The sequence below is a fragment of the Micromonospora sp. CNZ297 genome (genome assembly GCF_007827625.1).
In genome coordinates this window covers 331,686-351,811 of sequence record NZ_VISU01000005.1, presented here as the reverse complement: position 1 = coordinate 351,811, position 20,126 = coordinate 331,686, and the positions used below count along the sequence as shown (strand labels likewise).

At 73.9% G+C, this 20,126-nt stretch carries 19 protein-coding genes and 1 tRNA gene; 7 read left to right on the top strand and 13 right to left on the bottom strand.

The features are described from left to right. The first annotated feature begins 117 nt into the window (after positions 1-117). Both rfaE2 and FB454_RS12730 read left to right on the top strand, forming a co-directional pair. Positions 118-2,004, top strand: coding sequence for a D-glycero-beta-D-manno-heptose 1-phosphate adenylyltransferase (gene rfaE2, locus FB454_RS12735; protein WP_486485414.1), 1,887 nt, complete (start codon positions 118-120; stop codon positions 2,002-2,004). Beyond that, a complete protein-coding gene (locus FB454_RS12730) occupies positions 2,001-2,873 on the top strand; it encodes a glycosyltransferase family 2 protein (protein ID WP_013283677.1) in 873 nt (290 codons plus the stop codon). Before rfaE2 ends, FB454_RS12730 begins: the two co-directional genes overlap by 4 nt. On the opposite strand, the gene FB454_RS12725 is transcribed toward FB454_RS12730, so the two are convergent. From FB454_RS12725 to FB454_RS12715, 3 genes are read right to left on the bottom strand one after another with little or no spacing between them, the layout of a single operon-like run. Then, positions 2,848-4,005, bottom strand: a complete 1,158-nt coding sequence (locus FB454_RS12725) for a glycosyltransferase family 9 protein (protein WP_047893082.1) — start codon at positions 4,003-4,005, stop codon at positions 2,848-2,850. The two genes, FB454_RS12730 and FB454_RS12725, sit on opposite strands and share 26 nt — an antisense overlap. 7 nt (positions 4,006-4,012) lie before the next feature. Next, entirely contained in the window at positions 4,013-4,549 is a 537-nt protein-coding gene (locus tag FB454_RS12720; protein WP_030274419.1) for an Hsp20/alpha crystallin family protein, read from the bottom strand. Then, complete coding sequence (locus FB454_RS12715; protein ID WP_013473600.1) at positions 4,546-5,052, bottom strand: DUF2231 domain-containing protein; 507 nt, start codon at positions 5,050-5,052, stop codon at positions 4,546-4,548. The genes FB454_RS12720 and FB454_RS12715 overlap by 4 nt, the downstream gene beginning before the upstream one ends. A gap of 167 nt (positions 5,053-5,219) precedes the next feature. On the opposite strand from FB454_RS12715, the gene FB454_RS12710 reads away from it, so the two are divergent. Further along, on the top strand, positions 5,220-5,840 hold the full coding sequence (locus FB454_RS12710; RefSeq protein ID WP_013283673.1) for a pyridoxamine 5'-phosphate oxidase family protein: 621 nt from the start codon (positions 5,220-5,222) through the stop codon (positions 5,838-5,840). A gap of 39 nt (positions 5,841-5,879) precedes the next feature. Here FB454_RS12710 and FB454_RS12705 read toward each other — a convergent pair whose 3' ends face one another. Continuing rightward, complete coding sequence (locus FB454_RS12705) at positions 5,880-6,464, bottom strand: DUF3592 domain-containing protein (RefSeq protein WP_145822996.1); 585 nt, start codon at positions 6,462-6,464, stop codon at positions 5,880-5,882. A gap of 42 nt (positions 6,465-6,506) precedes the next feature. Then, positions 6,507-8,681 (bottom strand): acyltransferase family protein, encoded by a 2,175-nt coding sequence (locus FB454_RS12700; RefSeq protein ID WP_013283671.1) that lies wholly within the window; start codon positions 8,679-8,681, stop codon positions 6,507-6,509. A 129-nt stretch (positions 8,682-8,810) separates the two neighbouring features. Here FB454_RS12700 and FB454_RS12695 point away from each other — a divergent pair, with 129 nt between their 5' ends. Then, positions 8,811-9,638 (top strand): TrmH family RNA methyltransferase, encoded by an 828-nt coding sequence (locus FB454_RS12695; protein WP_013283670.1) that lies wholly within the window; start codon positions 8,811-8,813, stop codon positions 9,636-9,638. A 53-nt stretch (positions 9,639-9,691) separates the two neighbouring features. Here FB454_RS12695 and FB454_RS12690 read toward each other — a convergent pair whose 3' ends face one another. Continuing rightward, positions 9,692-10,129, bottom strand: a complete 438-nt coding sequence (locus tag FB454_RS12690) for an Atu4866 domain-containing protein (protein WP_486481598.1) — start codon at positions 10,127-10,129, stop codon at positions 9,692-9,694. Between the two features lie 96 nt (positions 10,130-10,225). Here FB454_RS12690 and FB454_RS12685 point away from each other — a divergent pair, with 96 nt between their 5' ends. Together FB454_RS12685 and FB454_RS12680 are read left to right on the top strand one after the other, a co-directional pair. Further along, positions 10,226-11,086 (top strand): helix-turn-helix transcriptional regulator, encoded by an 861-nt coding sequence (locus FB454_RS12685; RefSeq protein WP_036311684.1) that lies wholly within the window; start codon positions 10,226-10,228, stop codon positions 11,084-11,086. Positions 11,087-11,168: 82 nt separating this feature from the next. Continuing rightward, the gene (locus tag FB454_RS12680; protein ID WP_030274431.1) at positions 11,169-11,822 is read left to right on the top strand and encodes a hypothetical protein; all 654 of its coding nucleotides are present in this window, start codon (positions 11,169-11,171) and stop codon (positions 11,820-11,822) included. Positions 11,823-11,959: 137 nt separating this feature from the next. Here FB454_RS12680 and FB454_RS12675 read toward each other — a convergent pair. Next, positions 11,960-12,033: transfer RNA gene (locus FB454_RS12675), tRNA-Thr, on the bottom strand. A gap of 12 nt (positions 12,034-12,045) precedes the next feature. On the opposite strand from FB454_RS12675, the gene FB454_RS12670 reads away from it, so the two are divergent. Further along, complete coding sequence (locus FB454_RS12670) at positions 12,046-13,896, top strand: metallophosphoesterase family protein (RefSeq protein WP_486481597.1); 1,851 nt, start codon at positions 12,046-12,048, stop codon at positions 13,894-13,896. 119 nt (positions 13,897-14,015) lie between these two features. Here FB454_RS12670 and FB454_RS12665 read toward each other — a convergent pair whose 3' ends face one another. From FB454_RS12665 to tmk, 6 genes are all read right to left on the bottom strand, one after another. Further along, entirely contained in the window at positions 14,016-14,858 is an 843-nt protein-coding gene (locus tag FB454_RS12665; protein WP_013473593.1) for a PSP1 domain-containing protein, read from the bottom strand. Positions 14,859-15,118: 260 nt separating this feature from the next. Beyond that, the gene (locus tag FB454_RS12660; protein ID WP_030274435.1) at positions 15,119-15,787 is read right to left on the bottom strand and encodes a hypothetical protein; all 669 of its coding nucleotides are present in this window, start codon (positions 15,785-15,787) and stop codon (positions 15,119-15,121) included. Next, positions 15,787-16,092, bottom strand: a complete 306-nt coding sequence (locus FB454_RS12655; RefSeq protein ID WP_013283662.1) for a hypothetical protein — start codon at positions 16,090-16,092, stop codon at positions 15,787-15,789. The genes FB454_RS12660 and FB454_RS12655 overlap by 1 nt, the downstream gene beginning before the upstream one ends. 1 nt (position 16,093) lies before the next feature. After that, positions 16,094-16,423: a YbaB/EbfC family nucleoid-associated protein gene (locus FB454_RS12650; RefSeq protein WP_013473591.1), complete on the bottom strand. Its 330-nt coding sequence runs from the start codon at positions 16,421-16,423 to the stop codon at positions 16,094-16,096. A gap of 133 nt (positions 16,424-16,556) precedes the next feature. Beyond that, entirely contained in the window at positions 16,557-17,828 is a 1,272-nt protein-coding gene (locus FB454_RS12645; protein WP_145822973.1) for a DNA polymerase III subunit delta', read from the bottom strand. Further along, positions 17,825-20,050, bottom strand: a complete 2,226-nt coding sequence (gene tmk, locus FB454_RS12640; RefSeq protein ID WP_244879714.1) for a dTMP kinase — start codon at positions 20,048-20,050, stop codon at positions 17,825-17,827. Before tmk ends, FB454_RS12645 begins: the two co-directional genes overlap by 4 nt. Positions 20,051-20,126 lie beyond the last annotated feature (76 nt).

Here is a 20,126-nt window from a genome sequence, read left to right as displayed (position 1 = left end):
TCCTCTCCGGGGTACGTCTGAGACGGTTCCCCCGCCCGATGCCGCGAAACCGGACGCATCGGGTGGCCCGCGTCGCACCAAGGTTTGGCCCGACGGCCCGGGGGGATCCGCAGAGGCATGGCAGGAGCAGCAGCGGAAGAGCGCCGGCTGGCCACCGTCGTGGCGAGCTGGCAGCAGCGTCCCGTGCTGGTCGTCGGGGACGCCATGCTGGACGAGTGGCGGTTCGCCGAGTCGGAGCGGCTCTGCCGCGAGGCGCCCGCGCCGGTCCTCACCCTGCGGCGGCGGATCTCCGCTGCGGGGGGCGCCGCCAACACGGCGGTGAACGTGGCAGCGCTCGGCGGCCGGGCCGCGCTCGTCGCCCCGGTCGGCGCCGACGTGGCCGGCGACGAACTGCACGACTGCCTGGACCGGGCGGCGGTCTGGGACCGTACGGTGAGCCAGCCGGGCCGGCCCACGCCGGTCAAGCGGCGGATGCTCGCCGGCAACCAGATCCTGCTCCGCGAGGACTCCGGCGGCCCGGAGGACGGGCTGGACGCCGACGGGGTGGCCCGCCTGCTGACCGCGCTGCACTGCGCCACCGAGGAGCTGCGCGCGGTGGCCGCCGGTCAGCCGCTCACGCTCGTCGTCTGCGACTACGGCCTGGGCGCGCTGCCCTCGTCGGTACGCGCCTGGCTGGTCGCCAACCGCGACCGCTACGGCACCGTGGCGCTCGACGCGCACGACCTGGCCGACTGGCGCGGACTGAACCCGACAGTGGTGACGCCGAGCTTCGCCGAGGCGACCCGGCTGCTGGCCCGCGCCGCCGCCGGGTTCGCGCACGCCGAACGGGGTGCCGTCACCGGCGGCGACGACCTGCACCTGAACCACCCGGCGGAGGCCGACGGCCCGTCCGAGCTGATGGTGGGCGCCGCGCCCGGCGGATCCGGTGAGCGCGTACCGGGCAGCCCGCACCCGACCTCCGGTACGCCCGCCGCCGAGGCCCCGACCGGCCCGACCGGCGAGCCGACGCCCGGCGAGGAGCGGGTGGCGCTGACCGGCGACGGGCTGAGCGTCACCGGGACCGGCGTGACGGTGAGCGCGGCGGCCGGCACCGGCGTCGACCGGGCCGTGCTGGCCGAGTCCCGCCTGCCCGAGCTGCGCGAGCACACCGGCGCCGACGTGGTGGCGGTGACCCTGGACACCGAGGGCGCTGTGGTCGGCGGCGCCGAGGGCGAGCCCCGGCGCAGCCACAGCACCCCGGTCCCGGCCAGCCACGCGGTGGGCGCCGGGGACGCGTACCTGGCGGCCATGACGCTGGCGCTCGCCGCCGACGCGGGCCTGCCCACCGCCGCCCAGCTCGCCCAGCTCGCCGCCACCATCACTGTGGCCGACACCGGCACCTGCGTGTGCCGCCGGCAGGATCTGCTGGCCGCGCTCGGCACCGGCGCGGACGAGGGCGGGCATCCGGCGCTGGTCGGCGCCGACGAGCTGGCCGCGCTGGTGGACGAGCACCGGCAGGCCGGGCGGTCGGTGGTGTTCACCAACGGATGCTTCGACGTGCTGCACCCGGGGCACGTCCGCTACCTGACCCAGGCCCGCGCGCTCGGCGACCTGCTGATCGTGGCGGTCAACTCGGACGGCAGCGTACGGCGGCTCAAGGGCCCGGACCGGCCCGTCAACCCGGTCGAGGACCGGATCGCCCTGCTGGCGGCGCTGGCCTGCGTCGACCACGTGGTGGTCTTCGAGGAGGACTCGCCGGCCCGGCTGATCGAGGCGGTCCGGCCCGACGTCTACGTCAAGGGCGGCGACTACCCGCCGGAGATGGTGCCGGAGGCGCCGCTGGTACGGCGGCTGGGCGGGCAGGTGCGCACGCTCGGGTACGTACCGGACCGCTCCACCTCGGCGATCATCGACCGGATCCGCGCCCAGTCGCTCGGCACGAGCGAACGCACCGAGCGAAGCGAGGGCCGTGAGGCCGTGCCCGACCAGCACAGCGACACGGTCGGCGAGGGCAGGCCGGCGTGACCCGTCCGCTCGACCCGGGCACGCCCGGACGGTTCCGGCACCACCGGCGGCTCGACGTGCTGATCCCCACCCGCAACCGGCCCGCCGAACTGGCGGTCACGCTGTCCGGGCTGGCCGCCCAGGAGGGCGTACCCGGGTTCGGGGTGGTGGTCAGCGACCAGTCCGACGGCGATCCCGCATACGCCCACCCGGCCGCCGCCACGATGGTGCGGGCGCTGCGGCACCGGGGGCATCCGGTGCTGCTGACCCGGCGGCTGCCCCGGCGCGGCCTGGCCGAGCACCGGTCGTACCTGCTGGCCCAGTCGGCGGCCGACGCGGTGCTCTGCCTCGACGACGACGTGTGGCTGGAGCCGGGCGCGCTGTCCCGCCTGGTCACCGCGCTCGACGAGTTGGGCTGCGGGTTCGTCGGCAACGCGGTGCACGGTCTCTCCTACGCCGACGACGTCCGCCCGGAGACGCACCAGCACTACGAGGAGTGGACCGGGCCGCCGGTGCCGGAACGCATCCAGCCCGGCACGCCGGAGTGGCACCGGGCGTCCATCCACCCGGCGGCGAACCTGCTGCACGTCACCGAGAAGCTCGACCTGGCGGCGGATGAGTGGCGGGCGTACAAGATCTCCTGGATCGGCGGGTGCGTGCTCTACGACCGGGCCAAGCTCGTCGAGGCCGGCGGCTTCGACTTCTGGGAGCGGCTGCCCGAGCGGCACCAGGGCGAGGACGTCGCCGCGCAGCTCGCGGTGCTGGAGCGCCACGGCGGCGCCGGGGTGCTGCCCAGCGGGGCCTATCACCTGGAGTCGCCGACCACAGTCACCGAACGCGACGTGGAGGCGTGGGAGGTCGTGCTCAGCGAGTCGCCCGCGGAGGTGTGAGCAGCTCGCGGGCCGCCTCGACCACCTCGGCGACTGGTACGTCGGCCACGAACGACACCCGGTGCGGGCACTCGCCGTCGCCCGGCCGGTGCGGGTAGATCCCGGGTGTGCAGTCGACGCCGCAGACCGGGCAGTGGGTGGTCCAGGCCGCGATCGGGCGGTGCCGCCCGCGCAACGGCGACGCCCCGTTGATCAGGTTGCCGACCCAGAAGACACCCACTGTCGGCGCTCCCACGGCGGCGGCCAGGTGCAGCGGGCCGGTGTCGTTGGAGACCACGAGCGCGCAGTCCGCGTACGCGGCGGCCAGCGCGCCCAGGCTGAGCGTGCCGACCTGGGGACGCACCGGCACCCCGGCCGCCGCCACCACCGCGTCGACCGTCTCCTGCTCGGCCGGGGTGCCGGTGACCAGCACCTCGTACCCGTCTCCGGTCAGCTCGCGGGCGACCTCGGCGAAGCGTTCCGGCGGCCAGCGCCGCCGCGTGTCGGTGGCGCCCGGGTGCAGCGCGACCCGGGGCCGGGTGGGTTCGCCGAGCACGGCGGCGGCCTCCGCCCGGTCGGCGGCGGTGATCGCGAGCGACGCGGTGATCGTGGTGGCGGGCGCGCCGACCAGGGCGGCCACCTCCAGGTAGCGGATCACCTCGTGCTGGTAGTAGACGTAGCGCAGCCACCGGTCCAGCGGCGGCGCGCCCTCGGCCCGCAGACCGGCGGTGACCCGGGCGCCCAGCCCGGCCACGAACGGGTTCGAGTTGCCGCCGCCGCCGTGCACCTGCAACGCCAGGTCGAACCGTTCGGCGCGGGCGGCGGCCAGGAACGCCGGGACGTCACCCGGCGACTCGCCGGGCCCCGGGTCGCGGATGCCGGGCGCCGCCGGCACCACCAGCACCCGGTCCACCGGGCCGGGCCGGTCGCGCCAGAGCGCCGCGTGCCACGGCGCGCCGAGCAGCACGATCTCGGCCGACGGGTACGCGGACCGCAGCGCGTCCAGCGCGGGCAGCACGAAGATGAAGTCACCGAGCGCGTTGGCGCGCAGCACGGCGATCCGTTCGACGTCAGGGACGCGCTCGCCCACCGGCCCGAGCGCCGACGGCTCCAGGTCGCGGCGCGGCGAGCGGGAGTCAGGCGGGCTGGTCACGCGGCCCCTACGGCCTGTCGATCTCGTCGAGCGCGGTGTCCGGGTGGTGCAGCTCCCGGTCCGCGGCCGGGTCGGCGGGCATCGGCGTACGGTCGGCGCCCGGTCGCGGGCCGGTCCGGCCGACGGTGATGGTGCGCGGCGCGGGCCGGGTCGCCCGGGGCAGGCGGACCCGGAGCAGGCCGTGGTCCATCACCGCGTCGATCCGGTCCGGGTCCACGCGGGACGGCAGGTCCACGCGGTACTCGAAGCCCCGGGTGGTGAACCCGCCCGGGATGCCGTGGTCGGCGTTCACCTCGGCCTCCGACCGGGCGCGTACGCACAGCTCCCGGTCGTCCAGCTCGACGGCGACCTCCTCCGGCGCCACGCCGGGAAGCCGGACGACCACCTCCCAGCCGTCGGCCGTCTCGGCCAGATCCACGTCCTGGCTGCCGGAGCGTCCGCCGACCAGCCGGCTCAGCTCGGAGCGCAGCGACTGGAGTTCGCCCATCGGATCCCAGCCCTGCTGGCGACCACGCCAGCCCCGTCCGCTGCCCTGTTCCGTCATCGCGCGTCTCCGATCCGCTGTGTCGCCGAGGAGGGTCGCAGCGAGCTGGGCGCGTTGAGATCGTGCTCCGGGTCGACGCCGACACCGAGCCGGTCCACCAGTTCGCCACCGAGCCACGCGCTCACGCCGAGGATCGCCAGGGCAACCACCTCGATGGCGACGAGCGCGCCCCCGGCCGCCCGGGAGTCGGCGTTGAGCCGGACCGCCCAGACCGCGGCGAACAGCAGGATGACCGCCACGTTGGCGGCGGCGTGGGTGACACCGACCCGCTTGGCGCGGGTGCCGGCCGGCAGGGCGAGCAGGTCGAACGCCCCCGCCGCCGCGGCCAGCAGGCCGCCGATCAGACCGACGGTGATGTTCCAGTACGCGACCTCGGCCAGGAAGCCGGGCCCGCCCACTGTGTCCACCACGTCGAAGATCACCGCGGTCACGAAGAGCGCCACCGGGAACATCACGAGCATCGGATGCACGGGATGGCCGAGCACCTTGAGTCGGCTCTCCATCTCGGCCTCCATCCGTCGCGTCCGGACGCACGCTGCGAACCGGTCCCTACCCGCCGGCTCCGGGGGCAAACCCGGCGCTCGACGCGCTCTCCTAGGCTGACAGTGGCGGATCACGGCCCGTCGCGGGCCGGAACCGTCGTCGAGGTCAACGGACGGGGGAGGAAGACGTGACGACCCGGGAGATCACCAGCGAGGCCGAACTACGCGAGCTGATCGGCACACCGATGCCGCGAGCGGCCGCCAAGGACCGCCGTACGCTGCACGAACGCGACCGGGAGTGGCTCGCCGCCTCGCCGTTCTGCCTGATCGCCACCGCCGGCGCGGACGGCACCTGCGACGTCTCCCCCAAGGGTGACCCGCCCGGTTTCGCGCTGGTGCTCGACGACACCACGATCGCGATCCCGGAGCGGCCCGGCAACCGGCGGGCCGACGGCTACCGCAACGTCCTGGCCAACCCGCACGTCGGGTTGATCTTCCTGATCCCCGGCCGCACCGACACGCTGCGGATCAACGGCCGGGCCCGGCTGATCTCCGACGCGCCGTGGTTCGCCGACATGGAGGTGAAGGGCCACCGGCCGGTGCTCGCCGTCGAGGTCGCGATCGAGCAGATCTTCTACCACTGCGCGAAGGCGTTCCTGCGCTCCGAGCTGTGGCAGCCGGAGACCTGGCAACCGGACGTGCTGCCGACGCGGGCCCGGCTGATCAAGGAGGTGGAGGCCCCGGCGGAGAGCCTGGCCGACCTGGAACGCCACTACGGCCCGGCCTACCTGGAGACGCTCTACCGCTGACCCCGTCGCCGGCGGTCGGCGCCGAGCGTTGCGCTTGCGTCAACGCCCGGCGTTGCGCTTGCGTTTGCCCCGGCCGGTGTAGCCGCGACCGTCTCCGACCGGCGTCGGCGCCACCCGGCGCGGCCGGTCGCGGCGCGCCGCGTCGTGGCTCGCCCGGCCGGCGCGGTCGCCTGGTCGGGCGGCGCGCCGGATGCGGGACAGCGTCAGCACCACCCCGGCGCCCAGGGCGAACAGCCCGACCACGCCGAGTACACCCTGCACCCGCCCGCGATGCCCGCTGAGCTGCCCGAAGTCGGTGACGAAGTCGTTCGGGTCCGCCGGGTTGACCCAGATCGGCACCTCGGTGCCCGCGGCCCGGCACACCTCGAAGCAGGGCACCTCCTGCGAGTGCGTCCGGCCGTCGACCGCGTAACTGAAGTACATGGTGCGCGACGAGGAACTCCGGTTGCCACCGCTCTTTGTCACCTGGTCGACCACCGTCGCCTGTGCGGGCGTACCCCGCTCGCGCAGCGTCACCCCCCAGTCGTCGAGCGCCATCTGGGTGTGGAACGGCAGCCAGAGCAGGGCGCCACCGGCGACCGCCAGCAGCACGTACACGAGGCTGAGCCAGAGCGGCCGACGCATGATCACGCCGCCATCGTGGCCGGGCGCCGCAACCCCGGCGACCTACCCGGCCGGGGTGAAGCGCGCGGGCACGCCGACGTCGGACAGGGCACGGGCGAGGTGCGGCGCGGTCGTCTTCACGTACGCCGCGCCGATGTGCGAGCCACCCCGGTAGATGAGCACGTTGCCGAACACCACAGGGCACCTGTCGGTCGGGCAGACGGCGTCGAACAGGTCGATCATCTTGACCTTCGGCGCGCCCGCGACCGCCTGCCGCTGCATCCGGTAGGCCGGGTCCTGGTCGTGCTTCTCCCTGTCGAACGCGCAGGCGGACAGGCGCTTGCGGTTCTTGTCGGCGCACGCCACCGCCGCGCCCGGATGCGGGTTGTTGGCGAGGACGACGACCTTGGTCCCCACCGAGTCGAGCTTCTTCCACGAGGCCCGTACGCCGGACACCATCGCCGCGACGGTGGCGCGCTCACCCCCGCTGTCCAGGGCCGTCGACGCCGACTGCGACGTGACCACGTAGTCGGGGCGCTCCTGCACCAGGCGGTCCAGCAGCGCACGGTTCCACTCGATGCAGTCGGTGTACGGCTTGCCGGACCCATCGCCCTTGAGCACCTGGGCGCTGGTGAAGGCGCACCCCGCCTTCGCCATGATCAGCAGCTTCCAGTCGTTCTGGGCGGCGAGCACCTGGAACGCGGGCAGCCACTGGTCCATCTTCGAGTCGCCGACGAGCGCGACGGTGGTGGACCCGTTCGGAACGCCGTACGTGCAGGACAGCACCTCGGCGCCCTCGACCTGCTGGAAACACTTGTCCCGGTTGGTGTCCGGCACGTCCATGAAGCCCTGCCGGATCTGCAGCGGGTCCGGCGTGATCGCGTCGAACCGCTCCGGGACCGGGCCGATCGGCGCCGTGCCGGGCGCTGTCGACAGCAGCGCCGCGCCCGGGGCGTACCGGCCCTTGGTCGTGGTCGCGGCGGCGGCCCACGCGCCCATCAGCACCAGGACAAGACCGGCGCAGATGCCGGCGAGCGTGAAGTTGCCGCCCAGGCTCAACGCCAGACGCGGCGACGTGGAGATCTTCCGCGAGTACCGCAGCGGGTTCTCGACCAGCCGGAAGGTGAGCCAGGCCGGGATCACCGAGGCGAGCGCCACCACCAGGCCCTCGGTCACCGACAGGTCACCGAAGTGCGCGGCGGCCACCACGAGCATCGGCCAGTGCCACAGGTACAGCGAGTACGACAGGTCACCGATCCACTGGAACGGACGCATGCCGAGCACCAGCACCGGCCCTCGGGAACCGGCCGCGGCACCGGCCGCGATCACCGCCGCCGCGCCGAGCGTGGGCAGCGCCGCCGCGTACCCCGGCCATGCGGTCTTCCCGCTGACCAGCAGCGCCGCCGCCACGATCGCGGCGAGGCCGAGCCACCCGAGAACGACAGCCACCGACCGGGGCATCCGCGCGGCGCGGACCGCCAGCAGCGCGACCGCCGCGCCGACCGCGAGCTCCCACAGCCGCGTGGTGGAGACGAAGAACGCGCGCTCGGGCGAGTTCGCCGTCTCGACGATCGACCAGACGAACGACGGCACCGCCAGCACCGCGAGACCGACCCACAGGACCGGCCGTACGTTCGCCCGCCGGAGCCTGCGCGCGGCGAGGATGGCCAGCACGATCAGCAGCGGCCAGAGGAGGTAGAACTGCTCCTCCACGGCGAGCGACCAGAAGTGCTGGACCGGCGACGGCGCGACGTCCTCGGCCAGGTAGTCGACCGCGCGGTCGGCGAACCGCCAGTTGACGACGTAGGTCGCCGCGGCGGCGATGTCGCCGCCGATGACCTGCCACTCACCCCGGGGTACGAACAGCCGGACCGCGACGGCGGTGGCCGCCAGCACCACAGTGGCCGCGGGCAGGATCCGCTTGGCCCGGCGCGCGTAGAAACCGGTGAGCGAGACCCGTCCGCTGCGCTCGATCTCCGAGATGAGCTGCCCGGTGATGAGGAAGCCGGAGATCACGAAGAAGACGTCGACGCCGACGAAGCCACCGGGGATGAACGGCAACCCGGCGTGGTAGAGCAGCACCAGCCCCACGGCGACAGCCCGGAGCCCGGCGACGTCTGCCCGGAACCGGCTCGGCGTCGCCTCCCTGCCCGGCTCGCGTCCGGTCGCCGTGCCGGCCGGTTCCTCGGCGGGCGAACCTTCCCGATCGGCAACTTTCGTCAACGGCGGGGAAGTCATCGCGATCCTCAAACTCTGCGGGCTGGGGGCGAGGGAACGATAGCGGCTGGTCACTCGGCGGGACAATCGCGCCGCGTCACCACCTCACCGGCGCGTGACCTCGAACCCGGATGCGGTTGAATCGGCTGCGTGGCGAAGACCCTGACGATCACCACCCGCAACGCGAGCTTCCAGCAGTGGCAGGCGCTGCTGACCAACCGCACCAAGCGGCAGCGTTCCGGGGAGTTCCTGGTCCAGGGGGTGCGCCCGATCACGGTGGCCCTGGAACAGGGCTGGGAGATCCGTGCCCTCCTCCACCCGGACCGGCAGCCCCTGTCCCGCTGGTGCCGCGACCTGCTCGACCGCTCCGACGCCAGGCGGGTGGCCCTCGCGCCGGAGCTGATGCGTGAATTGAGCGGCAAGGAGGAGGAGTCACCCGAACTGCTCGCAGTCGTGGCGCAGCCCGCTGACGACCTGGCCCGCATCCCGGTCGGGCCGGCCATGCTCGTGGTGGTCTTCGACCGCCCCAAGACCCCGGGCAACATCGGCACGCTGATCCGCTCCGCTGACGCCTTCGGCGCCTCCGGCGTGATCATCACGGGCCACGCCGCCGACCCGTACGACCCGAAGGCGGTCCGGGCCACCACCGGGTCGCTGTTCGCCCTACCCGTGGTGCGCGTCCCCAGTCACCGCGACGTCCTGGACTGGGTCGCCGCGGTGCGCGCGGACGGACTTCCGCAGGTCCAGATCATCGGTACGGACGAGCACGGGGACGTGGACGTCGCCGAGCACGACCTGACCGGCCCCACTCTCCTGCTCATCGGCAACGAGACGCACGGGCTCAGCAAGGGCTGGCAGGAGGCCAGCGACCGGATGGTGCGCATCCCGATCGTGGGGGCGGCGAGTTCCCTGAACGCGGCGGCGGCCGGGACCGTGGCGCTGTACGAGGCGGCCCGGCAGCGCGCCGAGCGCCGGTAGCGGTTGCGCCGCCACCGGACGCCCGACGCTCCCCTGTCCGTCGGCGTTCTCCCCTACCCGGACGGGCGGGTGGACGCCCGCCCCGCGACCGCCTGCCGGTGGGCCGCACTGCCCTCCCGATAGAACAGGTAGCCGCCGTGGTGCAGGACGTCGCCGTCGAACCGGCCGTCGGCGGTGAACCCGCTGTCGTCCCAGTAGTCGATGTGCTCGCCGGTCACCTCGTACCGGCCGGTGTAGGCGCTCGCCCGGTCGCCGCGCGCCTCGTCGTACCGGCCGTCGGGCAACAACTCCTGCCGGATGTGGCCGTCGGCGGTGACCCACATCCCGACGTACCCATGAAGGGCCTCGGAGACCGAGGGCCGCGCCGGCGTCGCGGACGGGGCGGCCTGCGGTACGGGCGGTGTCTCCGTGCCGCAGGCGGTGAGCGCCGCCGTCAGGAGGACGGTGGCGGCCTTGCGGTGGCTGGTGCCGGACATCTGTGTGGATTCCATGAGTCCACGGTGCGGAGTACGGCCGGTCGCAACCAGGGTGCGTCACACCCCGGCTGAGCCTCCTGGCGGCCGACCGCCCGCGGTTATGTTGGGGTGGTGGACGGCAGCAATCCGCTCGGCGAGTTCCTGCGCGCCCGGCGTGAGACGACCAGCCCGGCGGAGGCCGGCATCGTCTCCTCGGGCCGGCGCCGGACGCCGGGTCTGCGGCGCGAGGAGGTCGCCCAGCTGTCCGGGGTCAGCGCCGACTACTACGCCCGCCTGGAGCAGGGGCGGGAACAGCACCCGTCGGAACAGATGCTGAACGCCCTGGCCCGCACCCTCGGACTCGACGCCGAGGAGGCGGCGCACCTGCACCTGCTGGCCAGGAGCGGCCGCAAGCCCGCCCGCAGGGGTACGCGGGAGACCGTCCGGCCGAGCCTGCTGCGCCTGATGGACGGCTGGCTGCACACACCCGCGCTGATCGTCGACCGCAGGATGGACGTGCTGGCCGCCAACCGGCTCGGACGCGCCCTGTTCGCCAAGCTGTTCGAGGCCGATGAGCCCAACCTCGTCCGGTTCGTCTTCCTCGACTCGGCGGCCCGTTCCTTCTATCCCCACTGGGACCGGGTCGCGCAGTCCAGCCTGGGCGCGCTGCGGGCCGCCGCAGCCGACATGCTCGACGACGCGCGGCTCACCGAACTGGTCGGGGAACTCTCGCTGAAGAGTCCGGAGTTCCGCCGGCTGTGGGCCCGCCACGACGTACGGGGAAAGACGCACGAGGCGAAGCTGTTCCACCATCACGACGTCGGCGAGCTGACCCTCACGTACGACTCCTTGACCGTCGCCGGGGCGACGGGCCAGCAGCTGGTCGTCTACCAGGCCGAGCCCGGCAGCCGGTCGGCGCAGGCGCTGGCGCTGCTGGGCACGGTGGCCGCCGACCTGCCCGCTCCGGGCAGAAGAACTCGGGCGGCCTCGTAACGGCGTCTACAGCCGACACGCTAGCGATGATCCCGACTGTTCTCCTGATGGGATTTTCCAGCGACGCTAGGACGATCATCCGATGCGACAGGAGCATCCGCAGCGCGTACCCGACCGCACCGACCGGCCCGGTGTCGAGGGCAGGTGGGCGGTCGCCCGCTGGCGGCGCGCCCTTGCGGTTCTCGCGCCGCTGGTCGCAGCGGTGCTCGGCGCCGCGATGGCCACGCAGTGGGAGGTCGGCGGCGGCCGAGCCGTCAGCTCTCTCCCCGCTCCGGCGCGATGGATGGCCGAGAACCTGCCGTTGTTCGACGGTGGGGAGCCGGCCTGGATCTGGCGTGGTCCCTTCTTCGTGTCGATGCTGCTGACGCTGCCGCTCGTCTGGACGGTGACGGGCCACGCCACCGCGACGCCTCGGCGCCTCACGAGATACGGGCTCCTCGCCGCGGCCATCGCGATCGGCCTGGAATACAACAGCCCCGGATACGGGTGGATGTTCGACCTCGTGGCCCTGCTGACGGCGCTGGCGGGCACCGTCTGGTGCGGGCTGCAGGGGCTGCGTCGCGGTGTGCTGCCACGCCGCGTCGCGTGGGCGCTCATCGCGGCACTGCCGTTGACGCCACCGGCCGGCTTCCTCACGTTCTGGTACCTGCCGCCTGGCCTGACCATGGGCGTACTGCTGGCCTGGGCGGCTGCCGCCGGCTGGCCCCGCCGGCCTGGTGTCCGGACGACGGCGTGAAAGGGGCTTGCCGATTGATCCGGCCGGTCGAAGCAGCCGCGGCGCGGACGATTTACGGACCGGCACCCGTCGGCGGAGGGGCGATCGCCCTCGGGGAAACGGCGAAGCCCAGGTCGATGACCTGGGCTTCGGTACCGAGCCGCCTGACGGAATCGAACCGTCGACCTACGCATTACGAGTGCGTCGCTCTAGCCGACTGAGCTAAGGCGGCAACGACCGCCAAGTGTACGGCACGCCCGACCGGAAGCCGAACCGGATCCCCCGACTCCGAAGCCGGACACTCGACCAGATCCGCCCCGGTACGGGAGAGACTTCGCGCCCGGTCCGGACTACCCTGCGGCGGGTGACCGACGAACCGCCGCGACCACCGGCTCCCGAGGCGCGTCCCGGCGAGCGTGCCACCCGCCGCCCCCGCAGCATCGACCCCCGGGAGCTGGGTTTCACCCCCCGCCGGCCGGTGCCCTGGCTCGCGCCACTGCTCCTGATCAGCACCGGCCTGCGTACGTTGCTGGCCATGCTGTTCGGGGCGTACCTGGACAAGCGCGAGTTGCAGAACGCGTTCAGCGACGGCACGTTCCGGCAGGTCGGGCCGGACGGTGGGCTCTGGCTCGACTACGTGGCCGACCTGGGTGACGGCTTCGACGCCACGTACTCGGTGGCGTACCTGCTCGCCCAGCCGGAGCTGACAGTGGACGGGCACACCCTTCCCCGCGCGCAGACGCTGGTGATGGGCGGCGACCAGGTCTATCCGGCGGCGGGCTACGAGGCGTACGAGGACCGGTGCAAGGGTCCGTACCAGGCGGCGCTGCCTGTTGCCCCGCCAGAGCAGCCGAAGCTGTTCGCGGTGCCCGGCAACCACGACTGGTACGACGGCCTGACCGCGTTCCTGCGCCTGTTCGTGCGTACCCGGGACCGGCACTTCGGCGGCTGGGGCACCGGCCAGTCCCGCTCGTACTTCGCCGTCGAGCTGCCGGCCGGCTGGTGGCTGCTCGGCCTCGACGACCAGTCCGGGTCGTACCTGGACGACCCGCAGCTCACCTACTTCGACGAGGTGGCCCGCAAGCTCACCCCGGAATCCAAGGTGATCCTGGCGGTGCCGGCGCCGACGTGGGTCAAGGCCGTCGACCACCCCAACGCGTACGACTCGATCGACTACTTCATCCGTACCCTCGTCGCGCCGACCGGGGCGCAGGTGCGGGTGCTGGTCTCCGGCGACCTGCACCACTACGCCCGCTATGCCGGGACGGACCGGCAGCTCATCACGTGCGGCGGCGGCGGCGCCTACCTCTACCCCACGCACCGGCTGCCGGAGAAGCTGGAGGTGCCGCCGCGTGACACGCTGACCCGGCGGGCCAGCAACACCCGGGAGTACGACCTGGCTGCGCGCTATCCGGACAAGGCGCGCTCCCGCCGGTACGGCTGGGGGATCTTCGCCCGGCTGCCGTTCCGCAACCCGGGCTTCACGACGCTGCTCGGCACGCTGCACACGCTGCTGATGCTGGCCATGGCCGGGGTGGCGGTGCAGCAGGTGGGCACCACCGAGCAGCGGCTGTTCAGCGTGCCGCTGGCGATCATGCTGGTGGTGGCGATGATGGGCGCGGTGTTCTTCGCCAAGCCGCCCACGGCGGGCGGGAAACGGCACGCCCGGCACTGGATCCTCGGGGTGGCGCACGGGCTGGCCCAGGTGGCGCTCGCCGCCGGGGGCACGTGGGTCTGGTTGCAGCTGCCGTTCTACGACTGGCCGTGGCCGCTGCCGGCGGTCGCCGCGGTGGTGCTCTACGGGCCGCTGAGCGGGCTGGTCGCCAGCCAGCTCGTGGCGCTCTACCTGCTGGTGGCGGGCGCGTTCGGGGTCAACCTGAACGAGTTGTTCGCGGCGCAGGGCATCGAGGACTCGAAGGCGTTCCTGCGGTTCCGGATCGACCCGGACGGCACGCTGACGATCTACCCGATCGCCGTCGACAAGGTGTCGCACGACTGGCAGTTGAACCCCGACCAGTCCCCCACCGCCCCCTGGCTGACCCCGAAGACCCCGCTGACCCCCCGCCTGGCCGAACCCCCCATCGTCATCCGCTGACCCCACCCGGCACACACCGGGCCTCACCCCGTCGATCATGAAGTTGACGGCGAATTCGATCACCATTTCGACCGCTAACTTCATGATCAACGGGGAAACGGTGGGAGAGGGAGGGAGGGTCAGGGCTGGGGGTAGTGCTGGTCGTGGGCCTGCCTCGGGCCGCACACCGACGCGCGGGAGCACATCGAGCGGGAGCCGTCGGCGTCCAGCCGGACCGTCACCGCGTCGCGCGGGACACTGTGGCCGACCACCTTGCCCTCGCCCTGCGGAGTGGACACCCGGCTGCCGACCGCCGGAGCCGACTCCTGGAACTTCTGGTACAGCGGGTGCTCGTACTTCAGGCAGCACATCAGCCGCCCGCACGCCCCGGAGATGCGCAACGGGTTGAGCGGCAGGTCCTGGTCCTTCGCCATCCGGATGGTCACCGGCTCGAAGTCGGTGAGGAACGTGGCGCAGCACAGATCGCGCCCGCAGGAGCCGATGCCGCCCTGCACGCGGGCGGAGTCGCGGGCGGACAGCTGCCGCAGCTCGACCCGGCAGTGCAGCGTGGCGCCCAGGTCGCGGACAAGCGAGCGGAAGTCGACGCGGTGCGGCGCGGTGAAGTAGATGGTGGTGCGGTCACTGCCGTTCTCCGGCGTGGCCAGGACGTGGTCGACGGCGACCACCTTCATCGGCAGGCCGTGTTCGCGGATCAGCCGCTTGGCGGCGACCTTCGCCTCGGCCTTGCGCCGGCGCAGCATCTCGTCGCGGCGCAGGTCGTCGTCGCCGGCGATCCCTGCGAGTTTCGGGAAGCTGTCGGTGTCCTCACTGACCCACTGCGCGGCCCAGACGCACTCGGCCACCTCGGGCCCCTCGTCGGTGGGCACCAGCACCCGATCGCCCACCTGCGGACGCAGCTCGCCCGGGTCGAGGTAGTAGAGGCGCCCGTACCGGTTGAAGCTGACCGCGCAGAGCATGCCCATACGCCACACCCTACGCGGACCGACGCCCGCCGCACGGCGCACCTGTCGCCGCCCGGTCACCCAGCGCAGCGATCATCGTCGTCGACCCGGCCGAACCGGCCCCATCGCCTCGCCCGGACGGCTGAATCTCCGGCGGGCCCCTGACAAACACCGCCCGGGCGCGTTGAGTGAAGGCATACCTGCGGGGGGTGCAGGGGAAGGCCACGGCGCCGCCGCCGTCACCCGGAAACGGCCGGTCCGGTGCGCGGCGCCGTGGACCGTCAGTAGCCGATCCGGGTGGTGCCGCCGTAGCGCGGGGCGGTGGTGGCGCGGTCCCGCCACGGCGTCTCGGCCAGGCTCGGCCCCCACTGGCGCAGCAGCGTCTCCGCGCCGTCGTAGGCCACCCCGAGCACACCCAGGACCCTCGTCGCGATCTCGGCCGCCGCCGACGCCCCGGCCCGTCCGGCCTCGGCGCCGGGCCGCGTCGCCGCGTGCACCGCGACCGCCTCGGCCGAGCCCAGCACCTCGGCCAGCGCCCGGGCCAGCGCCGCCCGGCTGCCCTCCACCCAGCCGGCCAGCGCGTCGGCGTAGCCCGCCGTCGACTCCAGCCGCCCGACCAGGCTGTCCGGCCCCTCGTCCAGGTGCCGCATCAGGGCGGCACGTGCCTCGTCGTACGCCGACGCGGCAGCGCCGGACCAGGCGACCTGGTCGGCCAGCAGCGCACAGGTGTCGTCGTACCCCCGGACGAGCCGGCGCACCGCGTGGCCGGCGCCGGTCAGCGGCGCGGGATGCAGGTCGAGGAACTCGCGCACGGCCGCGCCGGGAAGCACCTGCATGCGGCGCAGCAGCGGCCACAGCCGGTGCCCCTCGGGCGCGCCGGCGGCCAGCAGCGTGTCGACGCGGGCGAGCAGGTCGAGCCCCGGCTCGGCGAGGCGGTCGAGCGCGTCCATCAGGCCTCCCGGGCCAGCCGCCGGGCGACCGCGTCGTCGGCGGCGGCGTAACGGTCGGCGGCGCTGCGCAGCGCCGCCGCGGCGGCGGCCAGCCGGACGGCGGCGGCCTGCGCCTCGCGCGCCCGGTCGGCAGTGGCCACTGTCCACTGGCGGTGCAGCGCACGGCCCACCTCACCGGGGCGGCCGGCGGCGTGCGCGCCGAACGCGGGATGCGGCGGGTCGGTGGCGGTCACCGTGCGGGAGAGGGTGGCGAGGGTCGCGCCGGCCTCGTCGAGACGGGCGGCCAGGGCACGCAGCGTCTCCATGTCAGGCCCCCGCCAGCGGCCGGTACGCCGCGAAGGTCTCGTTGTGCAGCTTCTCCCGCGCCCACTGCGCCGCGTCGGCGGCGGCGGTGACGGCGGCCTGCACCGAACCGGCCACGTCGCGCGGGCTGCGGTGGTGCAGCGGGCCGAGGAAACGCACGTCGGTGATGCGCCCGCCGGCGGTCACCACCACCTCGACGAGCCCGTCGGGTGAGCGGACGGTGACCTCGACCGTCGCGACCGCCTGGTCGAACTCGGCCTGCAGGTTCTCGATCCGGCGGTAGCGCCGCACCGCCTCCTCGATCCAGGCCTCGTCGATCTCGCCCCGCGGCATCGGCGGACTCCTCCCGGCCGGTCGGCCCGACCCTCACTGAGCGTGCCGCCTCGGTCACCGCGGCATCACCGGACCGTACCGCACGCCAATCGCGCCTGTCGATGCCCTGTGGACAGTGCGGAAAGTGCCCGGCTCAGCCGCGCCAGAGGGCCAGCATCATCGCCTCCACCGCGATCCGCGGCTTGACGTTGGCCTCGATCGCCGCGCGGCACTCCAGCACCGCCTCCAGGCGGCGCAGCGAGCCCTCGGCGTCCCACTTCTGCGCGCCCGCACCGGCGAGCGACGCCGTGTCGGTGTGCACCGGGGCGACCGGCGCCCGCCACGCCATGGTGAGCGCGTCCCGGTAGAACCCGGCCAGGTCGACCAGGGCCCGGTCGAGTGCGTCCCGCTGGGCACGGGTGGCCCGCGACTTCTGCCGCTTCTCCAGATCCTTGAGCTGGCCGGCCGCCCCGCGCATGGCGCCGGCCGCGCCCCGGCCGGTGCCGCCCGCGCCGAGCGCGGTCTGCAACGCCGTACGCTCCGCCTCGTCGATCTCGGCGACGGACGCGGCGGCCTCCGCCTCGGCGGCCTCGATCAGCGCCGAGGCCGCGTCGAACGCCGCGCCCACACCGGTCAGCCGACGCGGTACGGCCAGCACCGCGTCACGCCGCTGCCGGGCCTCCGGGTCGCGGGCCAGCCGCCGGGCCCGGCCCACATGGCCCTGCGCCGCCGCGGCGGCCCACTCGGCCACGTCCGGCGCGACGCCGTCGCGGCGGACCAGCACCTCGGCCACCGCTGCGGGCGGCGGCTGCCGCAGGGGTACGACGCGGCAGCGCGACCGGATGGTCACGGAGATGTCATCCGGGTGGGTGGACGGGGCGCAGAGCAGGAAGACGGTACGCGGCGGCGGCTCCTCGATCGCCTTGAGCAGCGCGTTGCCGGCGGCCTCGGTGAGCCGGTCGGCGTCCTCGATGATCACGATCTGCCACCGGCCGCCGGACGGCGCGCTGGCCGCCCGCAGCACCAGCGCGCGCATCTCGTTGACGCCGATGGACAGGCCCTCGGGCACCACGAGGCGGACGTCCGCGTGGGTGCCGGCGAGCGTGGTGTGGCACCCGGGGCAGGTGCCGCAGCCGGTGCCGTGCACGCACTCCAGCGCGGCGGCGAACGCGCGGGCGGCCACCGAGCGGCCCGATCCGGGCGGTCCGGTGAAGATCCAGGCGTGGGTCATGCCGCCGCCCGGGTCGGCCGGCGCAGCCGGGCCCGGGTCGCCGTCGTGCTCCTCGGCGAGCGCGTCGAGGTCGTCGTGCCCGCCCGCGGGGGACGTCACCGGCGCGCGCAGCAGGGCGGCGGCCGAGGCGGCGGCCCGCCGCAGCATGGCCACCGCCTCGTCCTGCCCGACCAGATCGCCGAAGACGTCGGTCATCGTCGGGGTTGCTCCATCGTCACCAGCTCCGCGTCGGATAACTCGGGCTGGACCGAGGTGTCCGGACCCTGCGCCGGACGGGGGTGCACGATGCCGGCCGGGTCGGCCAGCAGCTCGCCCACCCGGCGGGCGACCGCGTCGGCGGTCTCGTCGATCGGGCGGGACGCGTCGAGCACCAGGTAGCGCTTCGGGTCACCGGCGGCGAGGTCGAGGAAGGCGTACCGGACCCGCTCGTGGAACGTCAGCGACTCGGCCTCCAGCCGGTCGGTGCCCTCGGCGCGGTCCTCGACCCGGCTCAGGCCGGTACGCGGCTCGACGTCGAGCAGCACCACCAGGTCGGGCTTGAGGCCGCCGGTGGCCCAGGAGGAGAGCCAGGAGACCTCGTCCACCGGAAGCGTCCGGCCGGCGCCCTGGTAGGCGAGCGACGAGTCGACGTACCGGTCGCTGATCACCACAGCGCCGCGCACGAGCGCCGGGCGGACGACGGTGGCCACGTGGTGCGCCCGGTCGGCGGCGTAGAGCAGCGCCTCGGCGCGCGGCGACGGCGCCTCGCCGGGCGTGGTGCCGAGCACCAGGGAGCGGATCCGTTCGCCGACCGGCGTGGCACCCGGCTCGCGGGTGACCACCACGTCGCGGCCCTGCGCGCGCAGCCGCTCGGCCAGCTCGGCGAGCTGGGTGGACTTGCCGGCCCCCTCACCGCCCTCGAAGACCACGAACAGGCCGCTGGAGACGAACGGCTCGGCCGGCATCAGCGGGCGGCCCCGGATCGAGCCCCACAGGTCGGCGAGGACCGGTACGCCCTTCTTGTCGTCCATCTGGCCGAACGCGCTGATGCCGGCGATGATGCCGGCCGCGCCGGCGGCGAGCAGCAGCAGGCGGGTGGAGGAGATGGAGATGCCCAGGTCGGCGATGGTGAGCTGGCGGGAGCCGCCGACGCCGACCAGGAGGCTGCTGAGCGCGATGGCCAGGATCAGCACCAGCCGGGTGCCGATCTGCACCACCGCGAAGACCCGGCCGCGCACCTCGTCGGCCACCTCGCCGCCGAGCAGCGTGGTGCCGGCCAGGAACGCCATGCCCGCGCCCGCGCCGACCAGGATCGCGCCGAGGATGGCCATGGACAGGTGGATGGCGAACGCGAGCACCAGCACCGAGGCGCTGGCGAGCACGATGCTCATGCCGAACCAGCGGCGGCGGGACATGTCCCGCACGATCATCGGCCCGAGGCCGATACCGAGCGCCAGGCCGACGAAGATCGCGCCGAACAGCAGCGAGAACGCGGCGTCACCGGCGCCGAGCGAGTTGGCGAAGAACTTGGCCGTGCCGACCACGATGCCGCCGCCGGCGAACGCGCCGAAGATGCCCAGCACGAGGCCGCGGACGAGCGGGGTCTGGCCGATGTATTTCCAGCCCTCGGAGAACTGCCGGAACATGCTCTGCTCGGAGCGCTCCGCCTCGCCGCGCTGGGCGTGACTGATCTCCTTGATCCCGAACGCCACCACGAGCGCGGTGGCCAGCCGGGAGAAGGCGTTGAACCAGAGCGCGAGCTGGGCCGGTTCGGCCCAGCCGGGCAGGTCGCCGCCGACCGCGCCGCGGACGCCGCGGTCCAGCACGGCGAGCGCGACGGCCGCGGCCACCGGCGTGAGGCCGTACGTGGTGATCAGCGTGAGCTGGTTCGCCGCCTCCAGCCGGGTACGCGGGATGAGGTTGGGGACCGCCGCCTCCTTGGCCGGGATCCACATCAACGTGATCGACTCGATCAGGAAGGTGGCGATCAGCGCCCAGCCGACCACCAGCCCGCCCGCGGCGCCGGTGAGCGCGTACAGCGGGATCGAGGCGAACAGCACGAAGCGCAGCAGGTCGCAGATGACCATGGTCCACCGGCGGTCGAACCGGTCGGCGAACACACCCGCCACCGGGCCGAGCACCAGCGCCGGGAGCAGCCGGATCGCGGTCACACCGCCGAACGCGGCACCCTGGGCGGTGCTGCCGGAGACCTGGGACGCGGCGAACAGCGCGGTGGCGAGCAGGCCGAGCCAGTCGCCGAACGAGGCGGCGCTGAGGACGATCCACAGCCTGCGGAACGGCCGGATGCGCAGCACCGAGCGGATGGCGGCGACGCCGGAGTGGTCGGCGGCTGTCCCGGGCGACGACACGCCGGGCGACTCGCCGTTGTTCTGGCTTTCGATGGCCGTACCTCCACGTGCCGGCCCAGGTCTGGGCATCCCCGGTGGAACACTCTAGTCGCGCAGGAAGGGTCGTCCCCCGCGACATTCACCTGCTCGCCGAGCCTAGGCCGCC